This is a genomic window from Specibacter sp. BI4 (genome assembly GCF_056680095.1).
The window spans coordinates 1466127-1491241 of sequence record NZ_CM155265.1; the positions used below are offsets into that span (position 1 = coordinate 1466127).

At 65.7% G+C, this 25115-nt stretch carries 23 protein-coding genes, 2 tRNA genes and 1 pseudogene; 17 read left to right on the forward strand and 9 right to left on the reverse strand.

Going from position 1 to position 25115, the window contains the following annotated elements; genetic code table 11:
* Positions 1-134: 134 nt before the first annotated feature.
* Positions 135-208 (forward strand) — tRNA-Met (locus tag AC1L6K_RS06865).
* 222 nt (positions 209-430) lie between these two features.
* Complete coding sequence (cls, locus tag AC1L6K_RS06870) at positions 431-1885, forward strand: cardiolipin synthase (RefSeq protein ID WP_480951961.1); 1455 nt, start codon at positions 431-433, stop codon at positions 1883-1885.
* Between the two features lie 243 nt (positions 1886-2128).
* Here the strand turns inward: cls and AC1L6K_RS06875 are convergent, their stop codons facing one another.
* The 3 genes from AC1L6K_RS06875 to AC1L6K_RS06885 form a co-directional block, all read right to left on the reverse strand.
* Positions 2129-3253 carry an AI-2E family transporter gene (locus tag AC1L6K_RS06875; RefSeq protein WP_480951962.1) on the reverse strand — a complete coding sequence of 375 codons (1125 nt, stop codon included), beginning with the start codon at positions 3251-3253 and terminating at the stop codon, positions 2129-2131.
* Positions 3254-3348: 95 nt separating this feature from the next.
* Complete coding sequence (locus tag AC1L6K_RS06880; RefSeq protein ID WP_480951963.1) at positions 3349-4041, reverse strand: TetR/AcrR family transcriptional regulator; 693 nt, start codon at positions 4039-4041, stop codon at positions 3349-3351.
* Entirely contained in the window at positions 4038-4901 is an 864-nt protein-coding gene (locus tag AC1L6K_RS06885; RefSeq protein WP_480951964.1) for an enoyl-CoA hydratase-related protein, read from the reverse strand. The genes AC1L6K_RS06880 and AC1L6K_RS06885 overlap by 4 nt, the downstream gene beginning before the upstream one ends.
* 79 nt (positions 4902-4980) lie before the next feature.
* Between AC1L6K_RS06885 and AC1L6K_RS06890 the strand changes: the two are divergent.
* The 7 genes and pseudogenes from AC1L6K_RS06890 to AC1L6K_RS06920 form a co-directional block, all read left to right on the forward strand.
* Positions 4981-5246: pseudogene (locus AC1L6K_RS06890) on the forward strand (acyl-CoA dehydrogenase family protein); the annotation flags it as partial.
* 81 nt (positions 5247-5327) lie between these two features.
* On the forward strand, positions 5328-6098 hold the full coding sequence (locus AC1L6K_RS06895; RefSeq protein ID WP_480952709.1) for an acyl-CoA dehydrogenase family protein: 771 nt from the start codon (positions 5328-5330) through the stop codon (positions 6096-6098).
* Between the two features lie 82 nt (positions 6099-6180).
* Positions 6181-7404, forward strand: coding sequence for an acetyl-CoA C-acetyltransferase (locus tag AC1L6K_RS06900; protein WP_480951965.1), 1224 nt, complete (start codon positions 6181-6183; stop codon positions 7402-7404).
* A gap of 5 nt (positions 7405-7409) precedes the next feature.
* On the forward strand, positions 7410-9593 hold the full coding sequence (locus tag AC1L6K_RS06905) for a 3-hydroxyacyl-CoA dehydrogenase NAD-binding domain-containing protein (protein ID WP_480951966.1): 2184 nt from the start codon (positions 7410-7412) through the stop codon (positions 9591-9593).
* The gene (locus tag AC1L6K_RS06910) at positions 9593-10492 is read left to right on the forward strand and encodes a crotonase/enoyl-CoA hydratase family protein (protein WP_480951967.1); all 900 of its coding nucleotides are present in this window, start codon (positions 9593-9595) and stop codon (positions 10490-10492) included. The genes AC1L6K_RS06905 and AC1L6K_RS06910 overlap by 1 nt, the downstream gene beginning before the upstream one ends.
* A gap of 30 nt (positions 10493-10522) precedes the next feature.
* A complete protein-coding gene (locus AC1L6K_RS06915) occupies positions 10523-11608 on the forward strand; it encodes a CaiB/BaiF CoA transferase family protein (protein WP_480951968.1) in 1086 nt (361 codons plus the stop codon).
* Positions 11605-12642, forward strand: coding sequence for an MBL fold metallo-hydrolase (locus AC1L6K_RS06920; RefSeq protein WP_480951969.1), 1038 nt, complete (start codon positions 11605-11607; stop codon positions 12640-12642). Before AC1L6K_RS06915 ends, AC1L6K_RS06920 begins: the two co-directional genes overlap by 4 nt.
* A 194-nt stretch (positions 12643-12836) precedes the next feature.
* Here AC1L6K_RS06920 and AC1L6K_RS06925 read toward each other — a convergent pair whose 3' ends face one another.
* Complete coding sequence (locus tag AC1L6K_RS06925) at positions 12837-13373, reverse strand: MarR family winged helix-turn-helix transcriptional regulator (RefSeq protein WP_480951970.1); 537 nt, start codon at positions 13371-13373, stop codon at positions 12837-12839.
* Between the two features lie 134 nt (positions 13374-13507).
* Here AC1L6K_RS06925 and AC1L6K_RS06930 point away from each other — a divergent pair, with 134 nt between their 5' ends.
* From AC1L6K_RS06930 to AC1L6K_RS06965, 8 genes are all read left to right on the forward strand, one after another.
* Positions 13508-14275: an electron transfer flavoprotein subunit beta/FixA family protein gene (locus AC1L6K_RS06930; RefSeq protein WP_480951971.1), complete on the forward strand. Its 768-nt coding sequence runs from the start codon at positions 13508-13510 to the stop codon at positions 14273-14275.
* 14 nt (positions 14276-14289) lie between these two features.
* Complete coding sequence (locus tag AC1L6K_RS06935; RefSeq protein ID WP_480951972.1) at positions 14290-15264, forward strand: electron transfer flavoprotein subunit alpha/FixB family protein; 975 nt, start codon at positions 14290-14292, stop codon at positions 15262-15264.
* Between the two features lie 187 nt (positions 15265-15451).
* The gene (locus AC1L6K_RS06940; RefSeq protein ID WP_480951973.1) at positions 15452-16405 is read left to right on the forward strand and encodes a cytochrome b/b6 domain-containing protein; all 954 of its coding nucleotides are present in this window, start codon (positions 15452-15454) and stop codon (positions 16403-16405) included.
* A gap of 101 nt (positions 16406-16506) precedes the next feature.
* Entirely contained in the window at positions 16507-17643 is a 1137-nt protein-coding gene (locus AC1L6K_RS06945) for an acyl-CoA dehydrogenase family protein (protein WP_480951974.1), read from the forward strand.
* 18 nt (positions 17644-17661) lie between these two features.
* Positions 17662-18720 carry an enoyl-CoA hydratase/isomerase family protein gene (locus tag AC1L6K_RS06950; RefSeq protein WP_480951975.1) on the forward strand — a complete coding sequence of 353 codons (1059 nt, stop codon included), beginning with the start codon at positions 17662-17664 and terminating at the stop codon, positions 18718-18720.
* 35 nt (positions 18721-18755) lie between these two features.
* On the forward strand, positions 18756-19745 hold the full coding sequence (gene mmsB, locus AC1L6K_RS06955; protein WP_480951976.1) for a 3-hydroxyisobutyrate dehydrogenase: 990 nt from the start codon (positions 18756-18758) through the stop codon (positions 19743-19745).
* A gap of 86 nt (positions 19746-19831) precedes the next feature.
* Complete coding sequence (locus AC1L6K_RS06960; RefSeq protein WP_480951977.1) at positions 19832-20608, forward strand: enoyl-CoA hydratase; 777 nt, start codon at positions 19832-19834, stop codon at positions 20606-20608.
* Between the two features lie 85 nt (positions 20609-20693).
* Positions 20694-20770, forward strand: a tRNA-Met gene (locus tag AC1L6K_RS06965).
* Positions 20771-20833: 63 nt separating this feature from the next.
* Here AC1L6K_RS06965 and AC1L6K_RS06970 read toward each other — a convergent pair.
* The 5 genes from AC1L6K_RS06970 to AC1L6K_RS06990 all read right to left on the reverse strand — a co-directional run bounded on the left by AC1L6K_RS06970 (position 20834) and on the right by AC1L6K_RS06990 (position 25114).
* Entirely contained in the window at positions 20834-21907 is a 1074-nt protein-coding gene (locus AC1L6K_RS06970) for a sulfate/molybdate ABC transporter ATP-binding protein (RefSeq protein WP_480951978.1), read from the reverse strand.
* Positions 21904-22776, reverse strand: coding sequence for an ABC transporter permease (locus tag AC1L6K_RS06975; protein WP_480951979.1), 873 nt, complete (start codon positions 22774-22776; stop codon positions 21904-21906). The genes AC1L6K_RS06970 and AC1L6K_RS06975 overlap by 4 nt, the downstream gene beginning before the upstream one ends.
* The gene (modA, locus tag AC1L6K_RS06980; RefSeq protein WP_480951980.1) at positions 22763-23602 is read right to left on the reverse strand and encodes a molybdate ABC transporter substrate-binding protein; all 840 of its coding nucleotides are present in this window, start codon (positions 23600-23602) and stop codon (positions 22763-22765) included. The genes AC1L6K_RS06975 and modA overlap by 14 nt, the downstream gene beginning before the upstream one ends.
* Entirely contained in the window at positions 23599-24009 is a 411-nt protein-coding gene (locus tag AC1L6K_RS06985; protein WP_480951981.1) for a TOBE domain-containing protein, read from the reverse strand. The genes modA and AC1L6K_RS06985 overlap by 4 nt, the downstream gene beginning before the upstream one ends.
* A gap of 133 nt (positions 24010-24142) precedes the next feature.
* Positions 24143-25114 (reverse strand): aldo/keto reductase, encoded by a 972-nt coding sequence (locus AC1L6K_RS06990; RefSeq protein WP_480951982.1) that lies wholly within the window; start codon positions 25112-25114, stop codon positions 24143-24145.
* Position 25115: the final 1 nt, after the last annotated feature.

Genomic DNA, 25115 nt, shown 5'->3' on the forward strand with positions numbered 1-25115 from the left:
TGGCCGGTCCCGGCGGACCGGTCCGGGAGTGCTGGCGGACGGGCCCCGCGGACGGGCCCGAAAGGCAGGGAGATGAACGTCACGTGCCCACAGTTTTGCCTGTGGGTGAATGGACGGTAAAGTAATAAACACATCGCGGGGTGGAGCAGTTCGGTAGCTCGCCGGGCTCATAACCCGGAGGTCACAGGTTCAAATCCTGTCCCCGCAACTCCACATGGAAAGTCCCCAGTCTTCGGATTGGGGACTTTCCTGTTTCCCGGACCCTCAGCGCCAACTCCACGGCCCGCTCCGGTTGAGCGAATTCTTCAAGACTTGTGCCACTCCGCAGCTGTTCCCCGGACCGGGCAACGATAGGATCAGTGAATGCAGCAGTTCCCCAGCGGGGCCGCCGCTCCGTGAACACTGGACAGAGAGCGGACACAAGACCTTGGTGATTCACCCGGAAGTCGTGGCCTGGCTGCTCCTGGCAGTGCATGTGATCCTCGGTGCCATCGCCGTCGCCTACATTTCCGCCCGGCGCCGCCCCGCCACGGCGATCGCCTGGATGCTGACCATCATTTTTATCCCCTATGTGGGACTTGTCGCGTTCATGCTGGTGGGCTTTTCGCGCCTTCCCAAGTCCCGGCGGGACAAGCAAAAGTTTGTCAACGAGCTCATCCTGGAACGCACGGAAGGACTCGACCAGCTCAGCCACAGGGAAGACTGGCCCCAGGGCCTTGGCGGGCTCGTCACCCTCAACAGCAACCTGGGCGCCCTGCCCATGGTGGGAGGCAACGACGTCGACCTTCTCCCTGACTACCACGGCTCCATTGCGGCGATGGCGGCGGAGATTGACCGGGCCGGGAGCTACGTGCACGTGGAGTTTTACATCCTGGTGCACGACGACGCCACGCGGCCCTTCTTCGATGCGCTGGCCCGGGCGGTGGCCAGGGGAGTGACGGTGCGGGTGCTCTCGGACCACCTGGCCTCGCTGATGAATCCGGGGCGCAAGGAAACCCTGGCCCGGCTGGCGGAGATGGGCGCGGAATACCATGCCATGCTGCCGCTGCGTCCGTGGCGGGGGCACTGGCAGCGCATCGACCTGCGCAACCACCGCAAGCTGCTGGTGGTCGACGGGCAGGTGGGCTTCACGGGCTCGCAAAACCTGGTGCACGAAAGCTACAACAAGAAGAAGAACATTGCCCGCGGGCTGCGGTGGCACGAACTGATGCTGCGCGTCCACGGGCCGGCCGTCAGGGAGCTCGACGCCGTTTTCGCCACCGACTGGTTCAGCGAGACCGACGAACTGCTGGTGCTTGACACCTCGCCCGTGGTCCTGGATCCGGCCCAGCATCTGGTCGATGCGCAGGTGGTGCCCAGCGGCCCCAGCTTTGAAAATGACAACAACCTCAAGCTCTTCGTCGCCATGATCCACCAGGCGACGGAGCGGGTCAGCATCACCAGCCCGTACTTTGTGCCCGAGGATTCCATCCTGCTGGCCATCATCACTGCGGCCGGGCGCGGGCTGTCGGTCGAGCTGTTTGTGTCGGAGATTGGCGACCAGGCCATGGTCTACCACGCCCAGCGCTCCTATTACCAGGCCCTGCTGCGGGCCGGCGTGAAGATCTACCTGTACAAGGCACCCGAGGTGCTGCACTCCAAGCACTTCAGCATTGATTCCGACGTTGCCGTGATCGGCTCCTCCAACATGGACGTGCGGTCGTTCTCGCTGAACATGGAGATCTCGGTGCTGATCCACAGCGAATCGTTCGTGCAGGATCTGCGGGGGATCGAAGACGGTTACCGGGCCAACAGCCGCGAGCTGGAACTGGCCGACTGGGTCAAGCGGCCCGTCATGGAGAAGTTCTGGGACAGCGCGGCCAGGCTGACCTCCAACCTCCAATAGCCGCCCCGCCCCCACACCCAACGCTCCTGCAGATATGGGGGTGTTTTGGCGGACGCTCCTTCAGATATGGGGCCTTTTCAGGCAACCCCCGCTCCCTGCAAGGGGCACCGCCGTTGGCAGGCACCGCCGTTGGCGGCCGCCCGCGGCGGGACTCACAGGCCGGGGCTCCCAGGGCCGCCCGCGTAGGGTGCCGTCCCGCCGTCGTGCCTGGAATTGCTGTGCCTGGCGAAACCGGCGCCGGTGTCAGGCCTTCGACCGCTTGGCGGCCTTGGCTTGTGCCCGCTGGGCCGCCAGCATCGCCTTGGATTCGCCGACGTCGCCAATGAACGGACGCAGCCAGGCCGATTGCGGGTGGGAGTCCACGAGCAGGGCACGGGCAAAGAGCGAAAGCGGCACGGCCATCAGCGCACCCAACGGACCCAACAGCGCCGACCAGAAGATTACCGAGAGGAACGTCAGGGTCATGTTCAGGTTGACCGAGCCGGAGACAAATTTGGGCTGGATGACGGACTGGATCAAGGAGTTGATGACGCCGTAGAAGGCCACAACGGCGATGAACGACGGCAGGCCGCCGGCCAGCAGGGCCATGATGGCGGCCGGAACAAGGCTGATCCAAAAGCCGATGAACGGGATAAAACCGCAGACAAACGCCAACAGCGCCCACAGCCCGGCGCCGGGAACACCCAGCGCCAGCAGCAGGATCAGGTTGAGCACAGCAACGATGGCCCCGAAGATTGTGGTCATGACCATGAATGAACGCGACAGCCGGGCGAAGTTCGAGAGTGCGGCGACCACCGGCGCACGCTTTTCCTGCACCACGGCAAGGATGGTGGGGTAGTAGGTGGCGTCGATGCCCATGAACATGACAAGCAGCAGCAAAAAGATGGTGCCCGAGCCGACATTCATGGCGCTGCCCAGCAGGTTGTAGGCCGTGTCAAACAAGACCCTGAGGTCAATGGAATTGACGATCGAGCGCACCTGGTCGTCCCCGATGCCCAGGGTGTCGTGGAGGAATGCCCGCAGGCTGTCGCGGAGCTCGGTGATTTGGGGCCCGAATTGCGGCAGCAGCTGGGTGAGCTGCACGGCCGAGATCCACAGTGAGGCAATCAAGGCCCCGATCATGGCGTAGACGGCCAATATGGTGGCAATGCCGGCCAGCACGGCCGGGACGCCGCGGGCGATGAGCCGCTGCTTGAGCGGATACACGCAAATGGTCAGGATGAGCGCCAGAAACACCGGGCCCACGATCGAGGAAATCCGGCTCAGGCCAAAGAGCACAATGACCGCCGCCGCCAAGCTGATCAAAACCTTGGTGCCGGAGGAGCCTTCGCCGGGCCCGGGTCCCGTGGTGCCGTTTGCTGCGCTCATGTGCCGTCCATTCAATGCTGCCGCCCCCAATGCCCCACTGGCATTGACACGATCCTATCGGGCGCCGGCGCGCAGGTGCTGACTCCGCGGCGGCATTAGATGGCGGGGACGGCTTTTTCCACGATGACAGTCAGGGTGCTGGCCAGCAGCGCATGCACCTGCGGACGGGTCAGCGTCTTGCGCAGCAGCCATTCGCGCGCACCGCTGCGGACCAGTTGCGCGTAGACGCGGAACATCGCCTTGATCTGTTCCCTGTCAGCGGTTCGTCCGGACAGCCCGCACGCCTCAATGAGCAGCTCAATGGAGTCGTTCTCGGCCGCAATCAAGATCTTTTCGAGGTCCGGATCGCGACCCATGCCCCCGCCGCCAAAGCTCAGCCAGGAGCTGCCGGACTGCTCCAGGGTGTCCAAAAACCAGGCCACCGCCAGGTCGATCCGCTCCTCGGCCGATCCGTCCGGCAGCGCAGCAACCGCCACCTCGGACATTGTGGAACTGACCTTGATGACCTCCAGGTACAGCTCGCGCTTGTTGCCAAAATAGTGGTTGATGAGGCCGCGCGCCACACCGGCGGACGCTGCAATGTCGGTGGCTGAAACCTCCTCATAGGCCCGCTCGTTGAATAACTTCTGCGCGCACACAAAAATCTGCTGGCGCCGCTCGTCCGGGTTCAGCCGCCTTCTGCGCGGCTCGGTTGACGGGGCACCTGCTGCGGCGGAAAGTTCGACGCCGGGCACCTCCTCCGGCGCGGACCCGGCGGACGGCAGCGGGGTTGGGTTGGGTCCGGTCATGGTGTAGCCCCGGGTTCCAGCCAAGGCAGCCAGGGCGGCAGGCCGCCCGGCACGCTCAAGGGGAAGTGCGGTGGCCGCTTTTCCAGGAATGAACTCACGCCTTCCGTGGCGTCGCTGTGTGAGTCAAGCCCGGCAATCAGCCGCGAGTCCAGGGCATGGACGGGAACGGGGGAGTCAAGGCCGCTGAGCCTGTTCAGCATCTGCTTGATCACGGCTGTGGAGACCTCGGAGGTGTTGACAATGATGTCCCGGGCCAGGGCGTAGGCGGCGTCCAGCACTTCTTCGGGGTCATGCAGGGAGGTGACGAGTCCGGCGTCGAGCGCCTCCTCGGCGCCAAAGAGCCTGCCCGTCAGCATCCAGTCGGTGGCCTTGGAGACACCGACCAAGCGGGGCAGGTACCAGGTGGAGCCGCCCTCCGGGAAGATGCCGCGGCGGCTGAAGGGGAACGAGAAGCGGGAATCGTGCGAGGCCAGGCGGAAGTCGCAGGAGAGTGTGATGGTCACGCCGCCGCCCACTGAAACCCCGCGAAGGGCCGCAATGACGGGCTTGTTCATGCCAAAGATGGTTTTTGAACAACGCCCGGCCGGTTCCTGCCAATCACTGCCGGCGTCGGCGGTGGTGACGTCAAAGCCGCCGCCGCTCAAGTCTGCGCCAACTGAGAAGTCCTTGCCGACGCAGGTGAAGACCACGACCTGGACGTCGGGATCAGCGTCGGCAGCCATGAAGGCATGCTCCAGCTCGTGCGCCATCGTGAGCGTGTAGCCGTTGCGGGCCTCCGGGCGGTTCAGGGCGACCGTCGCGATGCGGTCCGCAACGCCGTACGTGATGGCCGAGTAGGGACCGGAAATCTCAGCTGTCATTGCCATCGCTTTCAAGGCGGAAAGTAGACACGTGCATCAACTATTGACACGGTGTCAATAGTCCTGCACTATTGGCGGTATGTCAACAACTTCGTTTTCGTCCGCGTGGATCGATGAAGATCTGCGCGATGTCTCGTCCCTGCTCAAGGACTTCTTCACCAGGGAGGTTGCCCCGCTCGAGGAGAAATTCCGTGACCAGGGATTCCCTGACAAGGACTTGTGCGCGCGGGCCGGGGAGCTGGGATTGTGCGGCATGTCCATCCCCGAGGAATATGGCGGAGGCGGAGGCACGTTCGCCAACTTGGCCCTGCTTTTGCCGTCAGCGAGGGGATCGTGGCCCACTATCTGCTCGCCTACGCGAGCGAGGAACAAAAACGGGCCTGGCTGCCGAAGCTGTGCAGCGGTGGCTGGGTCGGGTCCATCGCCATGACTGAACCCGGCGCGGGTTCAGACCTGCAGGCCATCACCACCCGTGCCGTGCGCGACGGCGACGACTACCTGGTCACAGGATCAAAAATCTTTATTTCCAACGGCCAGCTTTGCGACCTGGCAGTCATTGCCGTCAAGACCGACACCGCACAGGGCGCCAAGGGCATCTCATTGCTGGTGGCCGAGCTTGGCCCGGACACTGCCGGCTTCACCCGCGGCCGAAACCTGGACAAGATCGGGCTCAAGGGCCAGGACACCTCGGAACTGTTCTTTGACAACATGCGCGTCCCGGCCGCCAACCTCCTGGGCGCGAACGAGGGCCAGGGCTTCTACCAGCTCATGAACCAGCTGCCGCAGGAACGGCTCATCACAGCCATCATGGCCCAGGCCATGAGCGAGGCAGCGGTCGAAGCGGCCCTGGATTACACGAAGACCCGCGAAGCCTTCGGCAAACCCCTGTTTGACCTGCAGAACACCCGCTTTGAACTGGCCGAATGCGCCACCATCGCCCGGGTCAACCGCGTCTTCCTCGATGACTGCATCACCCGACACGTCGGCGGCGAACTCGATGCGGCCACCGCGTCCATGGCCAAATACTGGATCACCGACAGGACTGCCGACGTTATCGACAGGTGCCAGCAGCTCTTTGGCGGCTACGGCTACTGCCTGGAATACCCCATTGCCGGCATGTATGCGGACAATCGGGTCTTGCGGGTGCTGGCCGGTGCCAACGAGGTCATGAAGGAACTCATCGCCCGCTCGCTGTAGCCGGCAAGCAAGCAACCACCAGTTCTGCCAACCGTCCCGCCCGCACCTGCGCGGCAGGGATGACAATGGAAGGAAAGCTCACGTGAGCGAACAAGCTGTACCGCAAGCATTTGTCTACGACGCCATCCGCACCCCGCGCGGCCGCGGCAAAAAGGGATCCCTGCACGGCACCAAGCCCATCGACCTGGTGGTGGGGCTTATCAACGCGTTGCGCGAACGGAACCCGGGCCTCGATGAAACGCTCATCGACGACCTGATTCTCGGCGTCGTTTCACCTGTGGGTGACCAGGGTGCCGTCATCGCCCGCACGGCCGTCATCGCTGCGGGCCTGCCGGACACGGTGGGCGGCGTGCAGCTTAACCGATTTTGCGCATCGGGCCTTGAAGCCGTCAACACGGCAGCCCAAAAGGTGCGCTCGGGCTGGGACCATTTGATCATCGCCGGCGGCGTGGAGTCCATGTCCCGCGTCCCCATTGGATCGGACGGTGGCGCCTGGGCCATGGACCCGGCCACCAACTACGACTCCTACTTTGTCCCGCAGGGCATTGGAGCCGACCTGATCGCCACAATGGAGGGCTTCAGCCGGGTCGACGTCGACGCCTACGCCGTGCGCTCGCAGCAGCTTGCCGCCAAGGCCTGGAAGGAGGGGCGCTTCGCCAAGTCCGTCATCCCCGTCAAGGACCAGAACGGCCTGGTGGTCCTGGACCATGACGAACACATGCGCCCCCAATCAACGCCCGAATCGCAGGCCGGCTTGCGCCCCGCCTTCGCCGTCATGGGCGAGGCAGGCGGTTTTGACGCCGTCGCACTGCAGAAGTTCCACGCCGTGGAAAAGATTGACCACGTCCACACCGCCGCCAACTCCTCGGGAATTGTCGACGGCGCCGCCCTGGTTTTGGTGGGCAGCGCCGAGGTCGGTGCGCGGATGGGCCTGAAACCGCGGGCCAGGATAGTGGCCACCGCCACCTCGGGTGCCGACCCGACCATCATGCTGACGGGGCCCACCCCGGCCACCGAAAAACTGCTGAAAACCGCGGGTCTGGGCGTTGACGACATTGACCTGTTTGAAATCAATGAGGCCTTCGCCTCCGTGGTGTTGAAGTACCAAAAGGACCTGGGCATTCCGGACGAAAAGCTCAACGTCAACGGCGGGGCCATCGCCATGGGCCACCCCTTGGGGGCCACCGGCGCCATGATCCTGGGCACCGTGCTGGACGAACTGGAACGCACCGGCAAACACAGGGCTGTCATCACCTTGTGCATCGGCGGCGGCATGGGCGTGGCAACTTTGATTGAGAGGGTCTAGTAATGATGAGTGAGGCAACAGTGCAGGCAAGCAACAACACCATCCGCTGGGAACAGGACGCTGACGGCGTCGTCATCCTGACCATGGACGACCCCAACCAGTCGGCCAACACCATGAACGGCGACTACATTGTCTCCATGCAATCCGCCGTGGACCGTCTCACGGCGGACAAGGAGACCATCACCGGCGTCATCCTGACCTCAGCCAAGAAGACGTTCTTTGCCGGCGGCGACCTGAAGGACCTCATCACCTCCACCCCGGCCGATGCAGAAAAGATCTTTGCGCTGGGCCAGCAGATCAAGGCCCAGCTGCGCACGCTGGAAACCCTCGGCAAGCCGGTGGTCGCGGCCATCAATGGCGCCGCCCTGGGCGGCGGGCTGGAAATCGCCCTTGCCGCCCACCGCAGGATCGCCGCGGACACCCGCGGCTCGGTCGTCGGCCTGCCCGAGGTCACGCTGGGCCTGCTGCCCGGCGGCGGCGGAATTGTCCGCACCGTGCGCCTGATGGGCATCGCCGACGCCACCATGAAGGTGCTGTTGCAGGGGCAAAAGTACAAGCCCCGCAAAGCCCTTGAAATAGGCCTTGTACACGAGGTCGTGGACACCGTGGAGGAACTCATTCCCGCGGCCAAGGCCTGGATCGCGGCGAACCCTGAGGCGGTGCAGCCCTGGGATGTGCCCAAGTACCGGATCCCCGGCGGCACCCCCACGACCCCCGCTTTTGCCGCCAACCTGCCGGCGTTCCCCGCCAATCTGCGCAAGCAGCTCAAGGGCGCCAACTACCCGGCACCGCGCGCCATCCTGGCCGCCGCCGTCGAAAGCACCCAGGTGGATTTTGACACGGCGCTGGAGCTGGAATCACGCTACTTCGTTGAAGTGGTGACCGGGCAGGTGTCAACGAACATGATCAAGGCGTTCTTCTTCGACATGGGCCACATCAGCGCCGGCGGCAGCCGACCGGCCGGTTTCGAGAAGTACACCGCCAAGAAGGTGGCCGTACTCGGCGCCGGCATGATGGGTGCGGGCATCGCCTATGTCTGTGTCCGCGGCGGCATGGACGTTGTCCTCAAGGACGTCTCCCTCGAGGCCGCCGAACGCGGCAAGGACTACTCCAAGACACTCACCGACAAGGCGGTGGCGCGCGGGCAGCAAACCCAGGAACAAGCCGACGCCCTGCTGGCCAAGATCACGCCCACCGCCGAGGCTGCGGATGTGGCCGGCGCCGACCTGGTCATCGAGGCCGTCTTTGAAAACGTGGAGGTGAAGCACAAGGCGTTCGCCGAAATCCAACACATCGTGGGCGCGCAGGCCGTGCTCGGTTCCAACACCTCAACACTGCCCATCACCGCGCTCGCAGAAGGCGTGGAGAGCCAAGAGAACTTCATCGGCCTGCACTTCTTCTCCCCGGTGGACAAGATGCCGCTGCTGGAAATCATCGCCGGCAAGAACACCTCCGACGCCACCCTGGCCAAGGCCTTCGACATCGCCCAGCAGATCCGCAAGACCCCGATTGTGGTGAACGATTCCCGCGGCTTCTTCACCTCCCGCGTCATCGGCACGTTCATGAACGAGGCCATCGCCATGCTCGGCGAGGGCATCGCCGCCCCGTCCATCGAACAGGCCGGGCTGCAGGCCGGCTACCCCGCGGCCCCGCTGCAGCTGTCCGACGAGCTGAGCCTGACCCTGATGTCCAAGATCCAGAAGGAGACGAAGGCAGGCCTCGAAGCCGAGAATGGCGTGCAAAAGTACCAGCACCACGCCGCCTACGCCATCATCGAGCGGATGATCGGGGAGTTCTCCCGCCAGGGCAAACTCGCAGGCGCCGGCTTCTACAACTACGCCGACGGCCACCGCACCGGACTGTGGGAGGGCCTGGCGGAAAATTACGACGGCACCACCACCATCCCCTTTGCCGACATGAAGGAGCGCATGCTCTTTGCCGAGTCGCTCGAGACCGTCAAGTGCCTGGATGAGGGCGTGCTGCGCAGCGTGGAGGATGCCAACATCGGCTCCATCCTGGGCATCGGCTTCCCGGCCTGGACCGGCGGTGTGCTCCAGTACATGAACGGGTACGACGGCGGCCTGGCAGGTTTCGTGGCCCGGGCCCGTGAGCTTGCGGCCAAGTACGGCGAGCACTTCCTGCCGCCGGCCTCGCTGGTGGCCAAGGCCGGGAAGCGGGAGACGTACTGATGGCGGACCACGCCACCCAGCCGAACGCCGCCCCCGCACCCGCAGCCGGAGCGGGAACCGCCTTCACCCACCTCTGGACAGCCTTCACGGTGACGCAGACGCCCACGCCGGGGGTCGCCGTCGTGCATCTGGTTGGCCCGGGGCGCGGGAACATGATGGGGACGGCCTTCTGGGCCGAACTGCCCCGGATTTTTGCCGCCCTGGATGCCGATCCGGATGTCCGGGCCGTGGTGCTCGCCGGTGCCGGCAGCCATTTCAGCACCGGCCTGGATGTGCAGGAGGTGTTGGGGTCCTGGCTGAAACGGCTGGGTCCCGGCGCCCCCGCGCAGGCGGCCCAGCGCACCGAACTGCTGGGGATCATCCGCAGCCTGCAGGACGCCATCAGTGCCGTGGCGGCGTGCCGGAAACCCGTCATTGCCGCCGTCCACGGCTGGTGCATCGGCGGCGGCGTGGACCTGATCAGCGCCGCCGATGTCCGCCTGGCATCGGCAGACGCGCAGTTCAGCATCCGGGAGGCCCGGCTGGCGATCGTGGCCGACGTCGGAAGTTTGCAGCGGCTGCGCGGCATCATCGGGGAAGGGCACCTGCGCGAGCTGGCGTTGACGGCCAAGGATGTGCCGGCGGCGCGGGCGGAGCGGATCGGCCTCGTCAACGACGTCTACGCGGACCAGGATTCACTCATGGCCGCGGCTCTTGGGATGGCGGCGGAGATTGCCGCCAATTCGACGCTGGCTGTGGCCGGGACGAAGGCCGTACTGAACGAGGACCGCGAGGAAACCATTGCGCGCGGGCTCCGGCACGTGGCGCTGTGGAACACCTCGTTCCTGCACAGCGAGGATTTGTTGGAAGCCGTCGCGGCCATGGGGGAGCGGCGCCCGGCCGTGTTTACGGGCAAGTAGGGGCAAAAACGAGAGAAACAGGAGTCAAGCATGGGCGGCCCTTTGCAGGGAATCAAGGTGGTGGAATTGTCCGCCATGGGACCGGCCCCGCATGCGGCCATGATGCTGGCCGACATGGGGGCGCAGGTGGTGCGGGTGGTTGGCCCGGCGCCCCCGGTCGGCGGGTACGACGTCGACACCCACCTGCAGCGCGGCCGCTCCACTGTGCGGGCAAACCTGAAGGACCCCAAGGACTTGGCGGGGGTGCTTGAGCTGGTGGCCTCGGCCGATGTTTTCCTTGAGGGCTTCCGCCCGGGGACCACGGAACGGCTGGGCCTGGGGCCCGGGGAGTGCCTGGCGCTGAACCCCCGGCTGGTGTACGGGCGCATGACCGGCTGGGGGCAGCAGGGCCCGATGGCCCGGCAGGCCGGCCACGACATCAACTACATCGCCCTGACCGGCGTCCTGCACGCCATGGGCCCGGCGGCCCAGCCAATGCCCCCGCTGAACCTTGTGGGCGATTTTGGCGGCGGCTCCATGTTTGTGCTCACAGGCATCCTTGCGGCCCTGCTTGAACGGGGAAGTTCGGGGCGGGGCCAGGTGGTGGATGCGGCAATGGTTGACGGTGTCAGCGTGCTGTCGCAGATCATCCTGGAACTGCGCTCGGTGGGCATGTGGGCCGACACCCGCCACAGCAACCTCCTGGACGGGGCGGCACCGTTTTACCGCTGCTACGCCTGTGCCGGCGGCGGGCACATGGCCGTGGGCGCCGTCGAACCTCAGTTTTATGCCCGGCTGCTTGACGGTCTCGGGCTGGCTGCCGCCGACATCCCGGACAGGGACGATCCCGCCCGGTGGCCGGCACTCGGGGAAGCACTCGGTGCGGCTTTTGCCACCCGGACCAGGGACGAGTGGGCGGAGGTGTTCGACGACGTCGACGCCTGCGTGACGCCCGTGCTCAGCTATGCGGAGGCTGCACAAAATACGCACCTTGGCGCCCGCGGCACCTTCTCGGGCAGCGGCAGGAACATTGCCGCGGCCCCGGCCCCGAGATTCTCCCGCACCCCGTCCGAGGCGAAAGCGCCGCTGGGCGAAACAGATGTCGCAACCATTTTCAGCTCGTGGAGGGCACCTTGATCAGCATTTCAGGACAGCGGCAGTTCCAGGCCTGGCAGGACAAGGAGCTTCCGCCCGTGGAAGAGGTCCGCCCCGGGGTGTGGTCAATTCCCGTCCCGTTCATCAACAACCCGATGCGATACACGCTGTGTTACCTGCTGGTGGGTGACGGGGAGACAGCGCTGGTGGACCCAGGCTGGGATTCGGACGAGGGCTGGGAAGTCCTCAAGGCCGGGCTGGCTGTGGCAGGGCTGGGGCCGGCGGATGTCACGGGGATCGTGGTCACCCACCTGCACCCCGACCACCTGGGCATGGCCGCGCGGATGCGGGCGGCATCCGGGGCGTGGGTGGCGTTGGGTGCGGACGAGCCGCTGCCGGCCCACTGGCGCAGCGAGCCGGATCGTTTTCTGGCCGAGGACAGGACGCAATTCGCGCAATGGGGCGTGCCGCAGGAGTTTCTCGACGAGGTCACCTTTCACAGCGACGCGTGGCAGCAGATGACAAGCCTTGCCGTGCCCGAGCTCCGCTTGGCAGCTGGTGCCTTGCTGCCCGTCGCAGGGCTTGCGGTGCGGGTGCTGGCCACGCCCGGGCACACGCCCGGGCACATCTGCCTGGTGGACGAAGCCAATGGCCTGATCCTCACGGGCGACCATGTGCTGCCGCGCATCACGCCCCACGTCTCGCTTGAGGCGCAAACCCAGGCAGACCCCTTGGCCGATTACCTGAACTCCCTGGAGATCATGGGGGCGGGGGCGGACATGGAGGTGCTGCCGGCGCACGAATACCGTTTCCGCGGCCTGCCGGACCGCGTGGCCGAGCTGAGGGAGCACACCCTTGACCGCTCCCGCGAAGTCACTGAAGTGTTGGACGCCGGGACCGCGGGAACCGTGTGGGATGTGTCAAAGGAGCTGACATGGTCGCGCGGCTTTGACTCCCTGCGCGGTTTTACGCTGCGCCTGGCGCTCGCAGAAACGGCCAGCCACCTCGTGTACCTGGCCGGTCAGGGCCGGGCGGTGGACATCGAAGTGTCAAGAGGAACTCCCGCCGCCCCCTAACCTCCCGGACGCTGTCGCAGCAATGGCGGGTTTTGCCCAGACGCTGTCGCAGCAATGGCGGGTTTTGCCCGGACGCTGTCGCAGTCGAAGGGCAGTGCCCGGGCGAGTCCGGTTGTCGCTGAGATAGCGATGAGATATTTGCAGCCATTGCTGCGAGAGGGTTGCCAAAAAACCGGCCATTGCTGCGAGAGGGTTTAGAGGGGGGCGGGGTAGTCCACCGGATCTGTGAAGTCTCCGGATTCCTGGCGGAAGCGGGCCAGGATCGCCGTCATCGTCCGCAGGTCCCCGGCCGGAATGCCGGGTTTGGAGAACACGTCCGCATTCAACACTGCGGTGGCCTCCTCCACCAGCTTCCTGCCGGCGCCGGTCAGCACCACGAGCGTGGCGCGCCCGTCGGTGGGATGCGCCTCGCGCCGCACCAGGCCATCCTTTTCCAGCCGGTCAACAACGCTGGTGACGGAAGTGGGATGCACCTGCAGGCGGGCGCTGGCACTTGCCATCGGCAGGGCGCCGTCGCGCGTGAAGGAGAGCAGCCGCAGCAATTCCAGGCGGGCGTAGGACAGCCCCAGCGGTTTCAAGACGGCGTCGACCCTGCTGTACATGAGCTGGTGGGTGCGCATGACGGAGGAATAGGCGGCCATGGCATCGGCGGCGTCGGCCCAACCGTGGGCGATCCACTGGCGCCTGGCCTCGGCAATCGGGTCCATGGGCAGCGGGGCGGGGGATGCCATGGGGTGTCCTTTCGTGCGATTTTCGGGGGTGCGCGGGTACTTGTACAACAATTTACTTGGGATCCCTAGTAAATACTAGTGGTACCTAGTATTCTGCAGTGAGACGGACATGACAGAGGCTGAAAGGGCAATCAATGAAGATCGCAGTTTTGATAAAACAGGTGCCTGACACGGCGGAGGAGCGCACGCTCGTTGCGGCGACCGGCTGGCTGGACCGTGATGGCGCGGACAACCTCGTCGACGAGATCAACGAGCGGGCCCTCGAGGTGGCGCTGCGGGTGAAGGATGCCGACAAGTCCACAGAAATCGTGGTGCTCTCCATGGGCCCCGACGAAGTCACCAAGGGCATTCGCAAGGCCCTGTCCATGGGCGCCGATTCCGGTATTCACGTGCTCGACGGCGGCTTGGCCGGCTCCGATGCGGCCCGCACCGCCGCGGTGCTCGCCGCGGCGCTGCGCAGCACCAATGCCGATGTGATTGTGGCAGGCAATGAATCAACGGATGGCCGCGGCGGAGTGGTTCCGGCCATGATTGCCGAACACCTGGGCCTGCCGCTGCTAGGCGGGCTCAACGCCGTCGAACTGGGCAACGGCACTGTCAGCGGCGAGCGCTCGGGGGACAGTGGATCGCTGCAGGTCACTGCCGCGCTGCCCGCCGTGGTCACCGTGACCGAACGGACAGCCGAGGCCCGCTTTCCCAACTTCAAGGGCATCCTGACGGCGAAGCGCAAGCCCGTCACCACCCTCACCCTCGCGGATCTTGACGTGGCAGCGACACCGGCCCGCGCCGTCGTGCTCTCCCATAATGAGCGCCCTGCCCGCGAGGCCGGCCGCAAGATGGAAGACGACGGCACAGCCGGTGCGCAGCTGGCCAGTTACCTCATCGAAAACCGCTTGGTATAGGAAGGCACAACACCATGGCCAATATTCTGACTCTCATTGAATTGACCCACGCCGGTGCGGTCGCCGCCTCCGCCAAAGGCCTGCTGGCCGCCGCGGCCTCCCTCGGGACGCCCGTGGCCGTCGTCGCCAGCGACAAGGAGCTGAGCCCCGAAACGACAGTGCAGCTGGGCCAGTCCGGAGCCGCCGTAATCCACCTCGGGCTGGGTGCACAGGCCGCATCGGTGCTGACCGGCCCGGCAGTGGAGGCCTTGGAGGCCGCAGTTGCCGCCTACGAACCGGCCGCCGTCCTGGTTGCCAACTCGGTGGACGGGCGCGAAGTTGCCGCCCGGCTTTCCGTCCGCGTGGGCGGTGCCATGCTCAACGACGTCGTCTCCGTGCGGTTGGGCGGCGGGCGCATCGTGGCCGGGCACTCCATTTTTGGTGGCGCCTATGACGTGGAATCCTCAGTGGAGGGCGGCCTGCCCATCATCACTGTCCGCCAGGGAGCCATCGACGGTGCACCCGTCGAAGGCGGCGGCGCCGTTGAAGTCGTCACATCCGCACTGCCCGGCACGGTTCCCGGCGCACAGGTCACGGCCGTCAACGATGCTCCGGCCACCCACAGCCGCCCGGAACTGCGCACCGCCAAGACAGTGGTTTCCGGCGGAAGGGGGCTGGGTTCCAAGGAGAACTTCGTCCTGGTGGAGCAGCTGGCGGACGCACTTGGCGCAGCCGTCGGGGCCTCCCGTGCCGCAGTCGATGCCGGTTACGTTGACCAGCACGCGCAGGTGGGCCAAACAGGTGTCAGCGTCTCCCCGCAGCTGTACATTGCACTGGGCATCTCCGGGGCCATCCAGCACCGGGCAGGCATGCAGACAGCTAAAACCATCGTGGCCATCAACAAGGACGGTGATTCGCCCATCTTTGAGGTGGCGGACTTTGGCATTGTGGGCGACGTGTTCACGGTGGTGCCGCAGCTCATCGAAGCCCTCGCCGCCCGCGCCGAATAACCCGTCAGGGAGCCGCCTGGTGCAGGAGTGCCGCGGCGGCGACCCGCACGGCGCCCGGTGCGTGGCCCCTCCATGACGGACAATGGATGGAAACGCATCCAAGGCTGCTACAAATAGAGACTGTTGAAAGCGGTGCCATGCCGCCAGGCTGCATCCGCGAGGAAGCACGTGAAAGAGGTTTTAGACCATGTCAACCCCCAAGACCAAGCAGGCCGCCGGCATCGCCGAGCGCTGGAACGGCCTCGGCCTGTGGACCAAAATCGGCGTGTCCGCGGCCGGACTGGTCGTGCTCCTGGCCGTTGCGGTCCTTGCCGCCCGCTGGCTGACGGGCCTTGACGGCGTCAAGGACTTCCTGACCACCTATCCCGGCGATTCCGAACTGCCCGACGGCGCGCCGGTGGGGCTGCCCGCCTGGCTGGGCTGGCAGCACTTCTTGAACATGTTCTTCATTTTGCTGATTATCCGCTCGGGCTGGCAGGTGCGCACCACCAAACGCCCCGCAGCCCACTGGATCCGCAACAACAAGGGCCTGGTCAAGACGAAGGGCAGCCCGACCAAGATCAGCCTTGACCTCTGGTTCCACCTGACCCTCGACGCGCTCTGGGTCCTCAACGGCGCCATCTTCATAGTCGTTTTGTTCGCCACCGGCCAATGGATGCGCATTGTGCCCACCAGCTGGGACGTGTTCCCCAACGCCATCTCCGCAGGGCTGCAGTACCTCTCGCTCGATTGGCCCACCGACAACGGCTGGGTCAACTACAACGGACTGCAGCTGTTGACGTACTTCATCACGGTCTTCATCGCCGCCCCGCTCGCCATCGCCACCGGCCTGCGCATGTCCGGGGCATGGCCCAAAAACGCCACCACGCTGAACAAGATCTACCCGATCACGGCCGCCCGCGCCATCCACTTCCCCGTCATGATCTACTTCGTGGCCTTCATCGTCGTGCACGTCACCCTGGTCCTGGCCACCGGCGCGCTGCGCAACCTGAACCACATGTACACCTCCTCCGACGCCGTGAACTGGTGGGGCTTCGGCATCTTCGCCGGTTCCCTCGTGGTCATGGCTGCCGCCTGGTTCCTGGCCCAGCCCTTGTTCCTGCGCCCCATCGCATCCCTGATGGGCAAGGTCACCAAATAGCACGACGGCGGACCCGTCACCTTGGCGGGTCCGCCACCCCGGGCGGCCCACAACGCCGCCACACACCTACGCCGCAACGATGCGGCACCAGGAGGCTACCCGTGAATGACCTGACAGCCGATCAGCAGGCAGTGGTGGAGATGGTGCGCGATTTTGCCACCAACGCACTGGCCCCGCACACCGCCCAGTGGGATGAGGACAAGCACTTCCCCGTGGACGTCCTGGCGGAGGCCGGAAGCCTCGGCATGGGCGGGATCTACGTGGGGGAGGAGCATGGCGGATCGGGCCTGAACCGCACCGACGCGGTCCTGATCTTTGAAGAGCTCGCTGCCGTTGACCCCAGCATCGCGGCCTACATCTCCATCCACAACATGGTGGCCTGGATGATCGATGCCTTTGGCAGCGAGGAGCAGCGCGCGGCCTGGCTGCCGGGCATCACCGCCATGACCGAGCTGACAAGCTACTGCCTCTCCGAACCCGGCGTCGGCTCGGACGCCGCAGCCATCACCACCAGGGCGGTGCTCGACGGCGACGATTACGTCATCAACGGAACCAAGCAGTTCATCTCCGGGGCGGGAACGTCGACCTGGTATCTGGTGATGGTCCGCACAGCCGAGCTGGGCGCGAAGGGGATCACCGCCGTCGTTGTTCCGGCCGATGCGAAGGGGCTGAGCTTCGGCGCCAACGAAAAGAAGATGGGCTGGCGGGCGCAACCCACACGCCAGGTGGTCTTTGACAACGTGCGCATCCCCGCCGCGAACCGGCTCGGCGAAGAGGGCGACGGTTTCGGCATCGCCATGAAGGGCCTCAACGGCGGTCGGGTCAACATTGGTGCCTGCTCGCTCGGCGGCGGCCGGGCGGCGCTGGAAAAGTCAATAGCCTATTTGAAGGAGCGGCAGGCGTTTGGCGGCCCGCTGATTGAAAAGCAGCACCTGCTCTTTGAAATCGCGCGGATGGACACCGACCTTGAAATTTCCCGGACCATGCTCAGGCGTGCGGCCAACGCCCTGGACAACGGCGCGCCGGACACCGTGAAACTGTGCGCCATGGCCAAGCTCGTGGCCACTGACGCCGGCTTCCAGGTCGCCAACCAGGCGCTGCAGCTGCACGGCGGGTACGGCTACCTGAGCGAGTACGGGTTGGAAAAGCTGGTCCGCGACCTGCGGGTGCACCAGATCCTTGAAGGCAGCAACGAAATCATGCGCTTGATCATTGGCCGTCTGGCCGTGGAGCGCTAACAAGTGGAGGATGGACACATGGAGCACAACGACGTACTCGTGGAGCGCACGGGCCTGCTGGGACATTTGGTCCTGAACCGGCCCAAGGCCATGAATGCGCTCAACCACGCCATGGTCAAGGCCGTGGCACAGGCGCTGGATGACTGGGAAATGGACGACGGCGTGGCGACAGTGCTCATCTCCGGCGCCGGTGAGCGGGGGTTGTGTGCCGGCGGGGACATCGTCTCCATCTACAATGACGCCCGCACCGGTGGGGAATCCAGCGAGCAGTTCTGGCGCGACGAGTACCACCTCAACGCCCGCATCAAGCGTTACCCGAAACCCATTGTGGCGCTCATGGACGGCGTCGTCCTGGGCGGCGGGGTGGGGATTTCCGCACACGCCTCGCACCGGATTGTCACCGAGCGTTCCCGGATTGGGATGCCGGAGACCGGGATCGGCTTTGTCCCGGATGTCGGCGGCACCTACCTGCTCTCCCGCGCCCCGGGCGAATTGGGCACCCACGCCGCACTCACCGGGGCCATGGTCAGCGGCGCCGACGCGATTTTCCTGGGCCTGGCCAGCCATTACGTCGATTCCGCCCAGCTGCCCACGCTGGTGGCCGAGCTGGCCGAGCGCAACGCCAGCTCCGTCGTCGGCCGATATGGGCAGGCCGCCCCGGAATCCGCACTGGCCAAGGCGCGCTCGTGGATTGATGAGGCGTATGCCCCGGACGACGCCGGGACCATCCTTGCGCGGTTGGCCCGCGTGGGGGACCCCGCGGCCACGGCAGCGGCGGAGACCATCGCGGCAAAGTCGCCAACGTCGGTGACGGTGACCCTCGCTGCGCTGCGGCGGGCGCGGGCGCTGGGTTCGCTGGAAGCGGTGTTGAACCAGGAATTGCGGGTGTCGCTGCGTGCGCTGCGCTGGCCCGATTTTGCGGAGGGCATCCGGGCGCAGCTTGTGGACAAGGACAGGAACCCGCAGTGGTCGCCGGACTCGTTGGCGCAGGTGCCCCCGGACGTGGTGGAGGCGGTGTTTGCGGATTTGGGTGCCCGGGAGCTTGGACTGGCCGCACCAGTTGAGGAAACGGTTTAAAAGCAGTTTTTGTTCGATGTGAAGGGAAGATGGCCATGAGCAACGAAACGTCTGAACGCACCGAAGAGAAGGCGGCCAAAACAGTGCCTGCCGATTCAGCGCCCGCCGAAACAAAAGTGGCCTTCATCGGGCTCGGACACATGGGCGGGCCGATGGCGGCGAACCTGGTCGCCGCGGGGTATCCCGTCACGGGTTTCGACGTGGTGCCGGCGGCACTGGAGGCGGCTGCTGCGGCCGGCGTGGTGGTGGCGGAATCGTCAGCTGCCGCGGCCACCGGGGCCGATGTCATCATCACCATGCTGCCGGCCGGAAGGCACGTCTTTGCCGCCTTTGAAGGTGAAGGGTCAGGCGGGGGACTGTTGGCGGCAGCCAAGCCGGGCGCGTTGTTCCTTGAGTGCTCCACGATCGCAGTGGAGGACGCCCGCACAGCCCACGAAATGGTCGTGGCCAGCGGGCACAGGGGGCTCGACGCGCCTGTTTCCGGCGGAGTCATGGGTGCCGAGGCCGGAACCCTGACGTTCATGGTGGGCGGTTCCGAGGACGACTTTGCCGCAGCCGGCCCCCTCTTCGAGGTCATGGGCAGGCGCATTGTTTTGTGTGGCGGGCCGGGCGCGGGGCAGGCTGCCAAGGTGTGCAACAACATGATCCTGGGTGTGTCCATGATCGCCGTCAGTGAGGCGTTTGTGCTCGGTGAAAAGCTCGGCCTGACCCACCAGGCGCTCTACGACGTGGCGGCCAACGCCTCCGGGCAATGCTGGGCCCTGACCACCAACTGTCCCGTGCCGGGACCGGTCCCCACCAGCCCCGCGAACCGCGACTACCAGCCAGGATTTGCCGGGGCGCTCATGGCCAAGGACCTCGGTCTGGCCGTCGAGGCACTGAACGCCACCGGAGTCGACGCCGTGCTGGGCCGCTCCGCTGAAGAAATCTACCGCGAATTTGCTCTGGACGGCGGGGCCGGGACCGACTTTTCAGGCATCATCAACTCCATCCGGACGGCCTCGGACCGTGCCGGGGCGGACTGACCCCGGCTGTCATTCGATCCGCCGGCCGCTCGCTTCCGGCTCGAGCCAACCTTTCCTGACCACCTTGAACTGAACGGAACTTTTCCATGACCCAGCATTCCCTGATCCTGACCGAACAACGCGGCAGGGTAGGCCTGATCACGCTCAACCGTCCCGAAGCCCTGAACGCCCTGAGCGATGCCATGGGCCGTGAGATCCTTGCCGCCGCACAGGCCTTTGACGCCGATCTGGGCATCGGGGCCATCGTCATCACCGGCTCCTCCCGGGCGTTTGCCGCGGGGGCCGACATCAAGGAGATGGCGGACAAGTCGTCGGTGGACGTGTACCTCTCGAACTGGTTCTCGGCCTGGGACGAACTGGCACGGGTTCGCACACCCATGATCGCTGCGGTGGCAGGCCACGCCCTGGGTGGCGGCTGCGAACTGGCCATGATCGCCGACTTCATCATCGCTGCAGACAATGCCAAGTTCGGGCAGCCGGAAATCAAGCTTGGCGTCATACCCGGCATGGGCGGATCCCAGCGCCTGACCCGCGCCATCGGCAAGGCGAAGGCCATGGAAATGGTGCTGACCGGACGGGTCATGGGTGCCGCGGAGGCGGAACAGGCAGGGCTGGTCGCCCGCGTGGTGCCCGTAGATTCGCTGCTCGACGATGCCCTGGCCACGGCCGAGACCATTGCCTCCATGTCGAAGCCCGTGGCCATGATCGCCAAGGAAGCGGTCAATGCCGCCTTCGAGACCACCTTGGCCGAGGGCGTCCGCATGGAACGCCGTTCTATCTTTGCGTGCTTCGCCACCGAGGACCAAAAGGAAGGCATGGCCGCCTTCAGCGACAAGCGCCCGGCGGAATTCAAACACCGCTAAAACAGCTGCCCCGCCCCAGCACCTCACCCCCATGCCCCCTCCGAGTTGGTGATTCGGACAATCGCATGTACTGTTGAGGACGCAACGCGGGGTGGAGCAGTTCGGTAGCTCGCCGGGCTCATAACCCGGAGGTCACAGGTTCAAATCCTGTCCCCGCAACCAGATGAGGAAAACCCTCGGCCACACAGGCCGGGGGTTTTTCGTTTCCCGACCCGAATTCGGGGGTCAGGCTGGGTAGAGCACCACCTCCGCGGCCTTGACCACGAAGCACATCTCAGCGCCCGGGACCACGCCCAAGTCAGCCACCGCGGCTGGGGACACGTCGGCTGCCAGGGCGCCGGCCCGGATCCTGATGTGGCCGCCCTGCGGTTCCAGCTCGTCCACCCGCACCATGAAACAGTTTCGCGGGCTTCCCGCAGGCGGCGCCAAGAACACGGACACGGCCGACGGCGGGAATGCAGCGATACCTTCCGGACCAGCCGCGGGGCCGTCCACCTCAGCAACAGGGCCGGAGGCGCCAATGGGGCTGCCGGCGACGTGGACGCCGTCGGGCATTATGAGGGTGGAGCCGGACAGGATCCCGGAGAGGACGTTTAACCCGGCCAGGGACGCGGCGAAGGAACTGCGGGGGCGGGCCAGCACGGCGGCCGTGGGGCCGGATTCCACCAATTGCCCGCCCTCCATGACCAGGATCCTGTCGGCGAGCATGAGGGCGTCCAAAACACTGTGGGTGACGATGATGGCGCGGCGGCCGGCCAGCACGCGCTTGAGCAGGCTGCGCAGGAACGGGGCGCTGTTGACGTCCAGGGCGGCCATGGGCTCATCGAGCAGCAGGAGCTCCGGGGCTGTGGCGAGGGCACGGGCCAGGGCTGCGCGCTGGGCCTGCCCGCCGGAAAGTTGCGCCGGGAGCCGCCCAGCCAACCCGACGGCGTCGACCTCGCGCAGCCAGTGCCGGGCGGCGTCGCGGCTGGCCGCCTTTCCCAGTCCCTGGCTGCGCGGGCCAAAGGCCACGTTGTCCAGCACACTCAAATGCGGAAACAGCAGGGGTTCCTGGGCCAGGACCCCGACGCCGCGCTGATGCGGAGGGAGCCATGTTGTACCGGGGGAGAGGCTGAACAACGTCCGTCCGCCCAAGGTGGCCTCGCCGGCATCGGGCTTGAGCAGGCCCGCCAGCATTTGGATGACTGATGACTTTCCCGCACCGTTGGGCCCCATGATGGCGATGGTTTCCCCGGGCCGCACCGTCAGGGCGATGTCGACATTGCGGGCGGCCAATGACGCGCTCAGTTGCAGTGTCACGGGGCATCTACCGTCCCGGCCGGGGCGGTCCCGCGGTGGACGGGCGCCTGCAGGCGGGCCCTGGGTGCGCGGTACGTCACGGCCACAACGATGACTGCCACGGCGAGGAGCAGGAAGGACAGGGCAACGGCGGCCTCGGGGTCAGTCTCACGCTGCAGGTAAATCTCCAACGGCAGCGTGCGGGTGACGCCCTGCAGGCTGCCGGCAAACGTCAGGGTTGCCCCAAATTCACCCAGGCTGCGGGCAAACGACAGGACGGCGCCGGAGACGAGGCCCGGCAGCACGAGCGGCAGGGTGATGCGCCGCAGCACCGTCGACGGCCGGGCACCGAGGGTGGCAGCCACGGCCTCGAACTTTTGCCCGGCCGTGCGCAGCGTCCCTTCCAGGCTGAGCACCAGGAACGGCAGGGCCACAAACGTCTGAGCCATGATGACAGCGGTGGTGGAAAAGGCAATCTCGATGCCCAGGACCTGCAGGGGCTTCCCCAGCAGGCCCGCACGGCCAAAGGTGTACAGCAGCGCCAGCCCGCCCACCACCGGTGGCACCACCAGCGGAAGCAGGATCAAGGCGCGCAAAATCCGCTGGCCAAAGAACTGTGCCCGCGCCAGCAACATGGCCAGCGGCACCCCAAAAACAATGCACAGGACGGTGCTGGCGGTCGCTGTTTTCAGGCTCAACAGAAGTGCGGCCACTGACGATTCCGAGCTGATCAGGGCCGGAAACTGCCCCCAATTGACCTGTGCCACCATGCCCGTCAGCGGCAGCAGAATAAATACTGCACCCACGGCTGCCAGCACATAAATCCAGCGCGGGACGGCCGTGTATTCCCAGGCAGCTGCGGCGCGGGGGGATGCCTTAGGGTGTGCCAAAGCCCGCGTCCCTCAGTACTTTTTGCCCCTCAGCACCCGTTGCCAGTGAGATGAAGGCCTGTGCCAGTTCAGCATTCTTGGCAGATTCGACGGCGGCAATCGGATAGTGGTTGACGGTGGGCTTGGGCAAGTCCAAGGGGATGTCCAAAACCTTGTCGCCGGCTGTCTTGGCGTCGGTGGCGTAGACCAGTCCTGCATCGGCCTCGCCGGAGGTGACCTTGCCCAGGACGCTTGTCACGGAGAGTTCCTCGCTGACAGGATGCAGGGCCAGCCCGGCGCTGGCGGCGTCGGACTGGCTTGCCGCGCCGCAGGGGACCTGGGGTGCGCAAATGACAAGTTTCACACCATCCTTGGCAGCATCGGCAAAGCTGGTGATGTTGGCCGGGTTGCCAGGCGGCACGACCAGCGTGATCACATTGGAGGCGAAATCAACGGGGGAACCCGCAGTCAGGCCGGCGTCGCTGAGCTTGGTCATGTTGGCGGAGTCTGCCGAGGCGAAGACGTCGGCCGGTGCGCCCTGGATGATCTGCGTGACCAAGGTGGATGAGCCGTCAAAGCTCAGGGAGATCTTGGCTTCGGGATGCGCCGCCTCGAACTGAGACGCCAACTCCGTAAACGTCGTCTTCAACGACGCCGCCGCAAAAACGCTGAGCGTTCCGGACAGTTCCGCCGGCGCCTTTGCCGACGCGGCAGCGTCCGTGCCGGGGGCAGTGTCCGCAGCGGGCGCGCAACCCGCCAGGCCCAGGGCCAGCACGGTGGCAAGCGTTGCAACGGCACCCCAATGGAGGCGGCGCGAGCGGGCACAGGTTTTGGCGAACAATGTCATGAGAGACTCCCCGCGGCAGGCACTTCAATGATGACTGTCGTTGACTTCACCACGGCGGTGGCGATGGCGCCGGGCTCAAGCTTTAGTTCCCTGACGGCTTCGCTGCTCATCAGCGAGACCACGCGGAACGGCCCGCATTGCAGCTCCACCTGGGCCATGACCTTGTCCATGGCAACGTTTGTCACGAGCCCCACAAAGCGGTTCCGTGCCGAACTGCCCACACCGGTGGGGTCGTCGGGCAGCTGTGACTGCTTCTTGGCGAGCGCCGCAAGCTGCACGCCGTCGACAACCATGCGGCCCTGTTTGTCCTTGCTGCCCTGCAGCGTGCCGTTGTCCAGCCAGCGGCGCACGGTGTCGTCACTGACGCCCAGGAAGCGGGCTGCTTCGGAAACGCGAATAAGTGCCATACCCCGAGACTATATCCTCAAATGCGTGGAATACAGGGTTTAATCAACGCAAATGCTGAAGCAATCCTGGCCATGGCCGGGCAGGACTTCAGCTGTGCAGGCCCGGCGCACCGAAACCCCGCCAGCGGTCCTGTCACCAGGCATAATCCTCCGGCGCAGTTTTGGGTCCGGGGAAGATTTCATCGAGTCTGGCCAGGGCGGCCGCGTCGAGGGACACGTCCAGGGCGCGCAGCCCGGCCTCCAGTTGCGAAGAGTTGCGTGGTCCGATGATCGGTGCCGTGACGGCCGATTGGTGCAGAAGCCAGGCCAGCGCCACGTCGCCGGGGGCATGGCCCAGCTCCGCGGCGAATGCCTCAAAGGCGGCAATGGCGTCATGGTGCCGGGACAGCGCGTCGGCGGCGCGGCCCTCGAGCCGGCGTACGCCGTCGTTCTGCTTCTGCAGCACCCCGCCGAGCAGGCCGCCGTGCAGCGGGGACCAGGGAAGCAGCCCGAGCCCGTAGTATTCGGCAGCCGGAATTACTTCCCGCTCCACGCTGCGCTGCATCAGGCTGTAGATGGACTGCTCACTGACCAGGCCGGTGACTGGTCGACGAGCAGCAGCCTCCTGGGCGGCGGCGATGTGCCAACCCGCAAAATTGGAGCTGCCTGCGTACAGGATTTTGCCCTGTTGGATGGCCACGTCCACGGCCTGCCAAATCTCATCCCACGGCGTATCCCTGTCCACATGGTGGAATTGGTACAGGTCGATGTGGTCGGTTTGCAGCCGCTTCAGGCTCGCATCAAGGGAGCGGCGGATGTTCAGCGCAGACAGCTTTGAATCGTTGGGCCAGTCGGTCATGTTGGCGTAGACCTTGGTGGCCAGCACCGTCCGCCCGCGCCGGCCGCCGCCCTGGGCAATCCAGCGGCCAATGATCTCCTCGGTCCAGCCGCGGCGGTCAGTGCCGCCGTAGCCGTTGGCCGTGTCAAAGAAGTTCAGCCCGGCCTCGTGGGCCTGGTCCATGATCTTGTGTGCGTCCGCCTCGTCGGTGTGCGGCCCAAAGTTCATGGTGCCCAGGCACAGCTTGGAAACGGACAGGCCGCTGCGGCCCAATTGTGTGTACAACATT